Annotated in this window: 6 protein-coding genes and 2 pseudogenes; 2 read left to right on the forward strand and 6 right to left on the reverse strand. The window is 73.5% G+C overall.

Annotated elements, in window-relative coordinates; all coding sequences use genetic code 11:
* The 3 genes from M3N57_09520 to M3N57_09530 form a co-directional block, all read right to left on the reverse strand.
* A partial coding sequence (locus M3N57_09520) for a PHP domain-containing protein (GenBank protein ID MDP9022912.1) occupies nucleotides 1-1,676 on the reverse strand: 1,676 nt, incomplete at its 3' end.
* A 69-nt stretch (nucleotides 1,677-1,745) separates the two neighbouring features.
* A complete protein-coding gene (locus tag M3N57_09525; protein ID MDP9022913.1) occupies nucleotides 1,746-2,036 on the reverse strand; it encodes a DUF6504 family protein in 291 nt (96 codons plus the stop codon).
* A 115-nt stretch (nucleotides 2,037-2,151) separates the two neighbouring features.
* Nucleotides 2,152-3,117 carry a hypothetical protein gene (locus M3N57_09530; GenBank protein ID MDP9022914.1) on the reverse strand — a complete coding sequence of 322 codons (966 nt, stop codon included), beginning with the start codon at nucleotides 3,115-3,117 and terminating at the stop codon, nucleotides 2,152-2,154.
* A 94-nt stretch (nucleotides 3,118-3,211) separates the two neighbouring features.
* Between M3N57_09530 and M3N57_09535 the strand changes: the two genes are divergently transcribed.
* Both M3N57_09535 and M3N57_09540 read left to right on the forward strand, forming a co-directional pair.
* The gene (locus M3N57_09535; GenBank protein ID MDP9022915.1) at nucleotides 3,212-4,153 is read left to right on the forward strand and encodes a hypothetical protein; all 942 of its coding nucleotides are present in this window, start codon (nucleotides 3,212-3,214) and stop codon (nucleotides 4,151-4,153) included.
* Nucleotides 4,153-4,656 (forward strand): DUF3105 domain-containing protein, encoded by a 504-nt coding sequence (locus M3N57_09540; GenBank protein MDP9022916.1) that lies wholly within the window; start codon nucleotides 4,153-4,155, stop codon nucleotides 4,654-4,656. The genes M3N57_09535 and M3N57_09540 overlap by 1 nt, the downstream gene beginning before the upstream one ends.
* Here the strand turns inward: M3N57_09540 and M3N57_09545 are convergent.
* From M3N57_09545 to M3N57_09555, 3 genes and pseudogenes are all read right to left on the reverse strand, one after another.
* Nucleotides 4,650-4,934: pseudogene (locus M3N57_09545) on the reverse strand (MGMT family protein). The gene M3N57_09540 and the pseudogene M3N57_09545 overlap by 7 nt on opposite strands.
* A gap of 75 nt (nucleotides 4,935-5,009) precedes the next feature.
* Nucleotides 5,010-5,180 (reverse strand): annotated as a pseudogene (locus M3N57_09550) (cysteine methyltransferase).
* Between the two features lie 17 nt (nucleotides 5,181-5,197).
* A partial coding sequence (locus tag M3N57_09555) for a thiamine phosphate synthase (protein MDP9022917.1) occupies nucleotides 5,198-5,853 on the reverse strand: 656 nt, incomplete at its 5' end.

The raw sequence follows: 5,853 nt of genomic DNA on the forward strand, positions 1-5,853 counted from the left end.
ATCAGGTCGACGTCGGCGAGGACGATGCCGCAGGGGTGCAGGGCGAGGTGGCGGGGGAAGCCGTCGATGCGTTCGACCACCTGGAACAGGGTGTCGAGCTGGCCGGCGTCGAGACGTGAGTCCTCCAGCTCGGGCAGCTCCCGGAGCGCGGCGCGGACGTCACGGGCACGGACGTTGTGCAGCGAGGTCGCGACCAGGTCGATCTCCTCGGGTGGCACGCCCAGGACCTTCCCGACCTCCCGCACCGCCATCCGCGCCTGGAAGGTCTCGACCATCGCGACGCACGCGGTGCGTTCCTCGCCGTAGCGGTCGATGATCATGCGGTAGACGTCCTCGCGGCGGGCCGACTCCACGTCCAGGTCGATATCGGGGAGCTCGTCGCGGTAGGGGTTCATGAACCGCTCGAACACCAGCCCACCCGCGATCGGGTCCACGTCGCTGATGCGCAGCGCGTAGCACACCAGGCTCCCCGCCGCCGACCCGCGGCAGGCGGTGAGCACCCCGGCGTCGCGGATCGCGGCGGCGATGTCGGCGACCGTGAGGAAGTAGTCGTGCAGCGCTAGCCGGTCGATCATCGTCAGCTCGTGCCGGAGCCGCTCGGTGACCTCAGGCGTGAGCCGGGGACCGCCCCGCCCGCCGTAGCGGTCGTGCACCCCGACCCAGCAGCGCACGTGCAGTTCGCGGGCGGCGTCTCCCTCCGACAGGCCGGTCAGGCGCGGGACGTGAGTGCGGTCCAAGCCGAGGTCCATCTCGCAGGACTCCGCGATCGCCGCCGCGTTGGCCAGCAGGTCGGGACGATCACCGAACAGCGGGATGCGCAACAGGTCCGCGGCGCTCTTGAACCAACCCTCGGCGGTGCGGCGACCGACGTGGTGACCGGCGATGGGGACCTGCGCGCGCACGCACGCCAGGACATCGGCGAGGTACGCGTCACCCTCCTGCAGGTAGCGGACGTCGTTCACTGCCGCGGCGGTCAGCCCCAGCCGGTCGGCGAGCACCACCATCCGCCCCGCCCACTGGGCGTCGTCGTAACTTCCCCGGCCGTCCACCCGACCTCCCCGGCCGTCCCCCCGACCTCCCCGGCCGAGGTGGTGGCGGACGGCGATGACCACCTGATCGGGTCCGAACGCCTCGACCCAGCGGCGGGTCTCGGTCTCGGCCGCCCCCAGCCGTCCCTGTGCCACCAGCCGCCCCACCGGCGAGTCCACGCCGAGCAGGACGTACATCCCCTCGGGGCGGGCGGTCGCGTCATCCCACCCCAGGTGCGGGGAGCTGCGCACGTCGCGATGGGCGGCGGAGACCACCCGGCAGAGGTTGGCGTAGCCGTGCTGGGTCCGGGCCAGGAAGGTGACCCGTGCCGCGTCGTCCTCGAGCCACGCCGGGCCAGCACCCGGACGCATCGTGCGCGGATCGGGGCGTGCGGCGGTCGTCGGCAGGCGGGCACGACCGGCCCTGGTGATCGCCCACCCCGGACGCTGCCGGTCGGGAGACAGGGCGAGATCGGCACCGAACACCGGCGTCACCCCTGTCGTGGCGCACGCCTGGGCGAAACGGACGGCGCCGTACAGCCCGTCGCGGTCGGTGAGCGCGACGTGGGTCATACCGGCCAGTGCGGCGGCGGCCGCGAGCTCACGGGGACGGATCGCGCCGTCACGCAGCGAGTAGCACGAGCGCACCGTGAGATGCGCGAACGGCGGGACTCCGCCCCGCGCAGGGGTGGCTCGCGTCCGACCGCGGCCCACGAGTCAGTCCCAGATGCGGTCGAGGTGCCAACTGCCGCCGCGACGGACCAGCTCGTACACCCCGCGGGACCCCGGCGTTCCGTTCCGGGCCTCGACCCGCCACAGATCGGCCTGCTCGATGCGGATGGCGCGCCCGTCGGAGCGCCGCCACCATCCCGGGTCCTCGCGCCAGTGCCCCAGGACCTGCACCACCTCGTAGCCCTGGCCGCGCCAGCGGAAACGGCGCGGGGCGGGTTGGCCGTGGTCGGTGTCGAGCTCGACCGCATCGAGCGCTTCGCGGTACCGCTTGGTCATCCCCGCACCGAACGTCTCGCACCGAACGTCTTGCACCGAACGTCTTGCACCGAACGTGTGTTCGATACGACGCTACAACCGTCGGGTCCCCGCAGTCAAGCGCGGAAGACGTCGTCTAGGACGCCCGGCTGCGCTCACGCAAGGTGGCTGCTGCCTCGGCCGCGACCGCCTCCACCGGCTCGTCGAGCACCAGGCGCCCGTTCCATCGCCGGAGCATGTCCTCGTCCAGCTCGCGGAACGGCTCCAACGCCGCGACCGCCTGCGGGTGGGTGCGTCGCAGACCCTCGTGGATCACCGGAGCCACCACGAAAGCCGGGAACACGCCCCGCGGGTCGTCCAGCGGCTTCAAGCCTCGGACCCAGGCGTTGCCGTCGGTGCGGGTGGTCAGCCCCGCAACGCACTCGCCGCGCTCGACCCCGCGCACCGCGTCCTCGGGCGGGACCGCCAGCACCTGCGTGCGGACGAACTCCTCGAGCGTCCTATCGGTGCGGATGACGTACACCCGGACCACCTCGGCCAGTCCATCGGAGCGGCTGGCGAACTCCGCATCGACGCACAGCCGCGGGAGGTCCTCATCGTCGGCGGCATCGTCGGTGGATGCCAGGACCGTGGCGAGATCCTCGAGGTCGTCCATCCACTCCCGCGCCGGCGGGCGTTGGACCACGAACGCGAGGGTGGCGTTGACGCCGGTCGGAGCCAGCCACTCCAACGGGTGACGGCGCGCATCCGCCCGGCTCACGCGCTCGTAGGACGTGGCGGGATCGCGTGGCGGGTCGACCAGCCCCAGCGCATCCATCCACACCGCACCGGTGTAGCTGGGAACGACCTCCACGTCGCCCAGCTCGACCGCCTGACGGGCATCGCGCGCATCGGCGAACTGAACCACCTCGGCGGGCACGTCGTCCGCCTCGAGGAGAGCGACCAGCACGTGCGCCAACACGGACGCCTCACGCTCGGGACCGGTGCCGACGCGGACCGGCTGCTGCCCGTCGGAGGCGTGACGGGCATGTCGCGCCCACGCCGCGACACCCCCCGCCGCGCAGACGGCGAGGACCGTGAGGACGACCAGGGTGCGGCGCACGGACACAGGGTGCCACCGCCGGCCAGGAACGCCACCGGGAACAGCGGATCGGCCCGGCGGGTACGCTCCGTCCACCCCGCCCGGGAGTGTGGCGATGCCCCCAGAGCATCCCCTCAAGTTGTCGCGCCGCGGGTTGCTCCGCGGCCTCGGTGGGCTCGGCATCGCCGGGCTCCTCGCCGCCTGCGGTGAGGGCCGCCCCGCCGGGACGGCGTCTCCGGCCCCCACCGGCACCGCTGAAGACGTCCGCCGAGCCGTGTTGGCCCAGGTGGGGATCGACGCCCCGCTCGACCTCAGCGTCATCCTGCCGGCCGGGTTCTTCCTGACCGGCCCGGGCCGGCGGGTGGTGTTCGGGCTGGGGACCTCGCCCACCGAGGTCGTCGGGAACCTGGACGTCGAGGCGTACCTGGTCAGCGACCTGGGGTTGGAGGTGGCCGAGGGTCCGCTGCAGGCCAGCTTCCACGACGAGGGCCTGGAGGGCCGGGGGATCTACGTGATCACCACATCCGTCCAGGAACCAGGCACGTACTGGCTGGCAGCGGCGTCGTCCGAGCACGCCGCGGTCGGGGCGCTGAACATCTTCGACGCGGCCCGCAGCCCGCTGCCCGAGATCGGGAGCGCGTTCCCGTCGGCGCCGACCCCCACGGTCGACGACCCGATGGGCATGGAGGAGCTGTGCACCCGCGAACCGGACTGCTCGATGCACGACGTGTCGCTGGAGGCCGCGCTCACCGACGGTCGACCGGTCGTGATGACGGTGGCGACACCGAAGTACTGCAAGACCGCGATCTGCGGTCCCGTGGTCGACATCGTCGAGGACCTCAAGGGCAGCTCCGGTCGTGACGACGTGGCCTGGATCCACGTCGAGGTGTTCTCTGACGCCGGGAACACCCCGATCCCCCTGGTCGCCCAGGACGGGCCCCTGCCGCTGCCGTCGGAGCCGTGGACGTTCTTCGTCACGTCCAACGGCAACCTCGCCGACCGCTACGAGGGCCCAACGCCGGCCGATCTGCTCCGGACGTCGCTGGAACAGATCTAGTGCGAGGCGCACCGTGGGTCGCGGCGCTGGCCGTGCTCGCCGCGGGGTTGCCCGGCTGCGACGACGGGGAGGCGCAAGCCGCCTGCGGTGCGGTCGAGCACCCCGAGGTGCAGGCCGGCAGCCACCTGATCGCAGGCGCCACACCGCCTGTCCCCTACTCGTCGACGCCGGGGACGTCCGGATGGCACGCCGCCGGGGCGCCCCGGACGGGGGTCTTCGGTCCGGCGCAGCCGCTGAGCGAGCCGGAGATCGTCAAGGCATTGGAGGTCGGCCAGGTCGTCGCCACCTACGACCCCACACGGCTCCCGGCCGACGCCACCGCGAAGCTCGAGGAGCTGGCGCGCGATCGCTTCGCCGGTTCGCTGACGGTCACGCCGTTCTCCGGTGACCTCGGGGCGCCGCTGGTCCTCAACGCCTGGGGGGTCCGCCAACCGTGCAACGGCGTGGACACCGACGCGATCGAGGTGTTCATCGAGGAGCACGCCGAGCCTCACCCTCACTGACGAGGGGCTGGCCCTCGTGGCGCCGACTGCAGCGCCCCTTCGAGGGCCAGCAGCGCGTGCTTGAGGTGCGCCCCGCCGGTGTACCCACCGACGTCTCCCCCGCGGCGCACCACCCGGTGACAGGGCACCACGATCGCCAGCGGGTTGGCGCCCAGGGCGTTCCCCGCGGCCCGGGCGGCGCGGGGATTGCCCGCAGCGGCCGCGACGTCGCCGTACGTCGCGACCTGTCCGTGGGGGATGCGGGCCGTGACGTGCAGCACGCGGCGTGCGAACCCGTCGCCGACCAGTGACCAGTCCAGCGGCAGGTCGAAGGCGGTGCGCGCGCCGGCGAAGTACCCGTCGAGTTGGTCGCGGACGGCGGCGAGACGGGACGGATCCTCGACCGTGCGTGCAGACAGCCGCTCGGCCAGTCGCTGCACCGCCTCGCCGACGCCGTCAGCAACGAACAGGACCGCGGCCAGCCCGTCGGCCGTGAGCGCGGCCAGCAGCCGCCCCAGCGGTGAGGGCAGGACCGTGTACGCCACCGTGGCGTTGGGCGGCGTCACAGGGGGTGCGCCGCCAGGACCCGGCGCAGAGCCCAGCACGCCCCACGGGGGTCGTCGACCCCACCCAGGCCGTCAGCCAGCAGCCGCCCCGCCCCACGGCCCAGCGCGGCGGTGGCAGCGGCGAGGTCCGCCCCGGCGGGAGCGAACCAGACGTGCGGGCACCGCCCCGCCGCGTACTCGATCAGGCCGTCGCCCACCGCGACGAAGTCGACATCCTCGTCCGCGGCGGCGTCCACCGTGGCCGCGCGGCGCGCGGTGCGACCGATCAGCAGGTCGGGGCCCACGACCCTGCGGGCGTGGTCTGGGGGCGCGTCGACCGGGCCGACGTGGACACCGTCCGCGCCCACCTGCACGGCCAGCCCCGGGAGGCCATCCACGACGAACAGCGCCCCGTACCGGTCGCAGACACGCCGGAACACGTCCGCGGCGACGCGGAGGACGTCCTCAGGGGCGGTGGGGTCGCGGAGCAGCAGCAGGTCGACGCTGCCCTCGCACAGGGCCGCCAGCCATCCACCGAGGTCGCCGGTGGCCGGGCGGGTCCCGGCGACCGCCGCCAGCCGCGCGTCGGCGAGTCGGGCCTGGCGCCGCTCACCGGCCGGGGACAGGCTCGGGAAGACCGTCACGGCCACCGGTCCTGTCGGCCACGGTCGCG

It is taken from the genome of Actinomycetota bacterium, from assembly GCA_030776725.1.
GTDB lineage: Bacteria > Actinomycetota > Nitriliruptoria > Nitriliruptorales > JAHWKO01 > JAHWKW01.

Bases quoted from the DNA above. Each gene is read 5' to 3' on its own strand.
- M3N57_09535 (MDP9022915.1), top strand. From the start codon at position 3,212: ATGCCCCCAGAGCATCCCCTCAAGTTGTCGCGCCGCGGGTTGCTCCGC.
- M3N57_09525 (MDP9022913.1), bottom strand. From the start codon at position 2,036: ATGACCAAGCGGTACCGCGAAGCGCTCGATGCGGTCGAGCTCGACACC.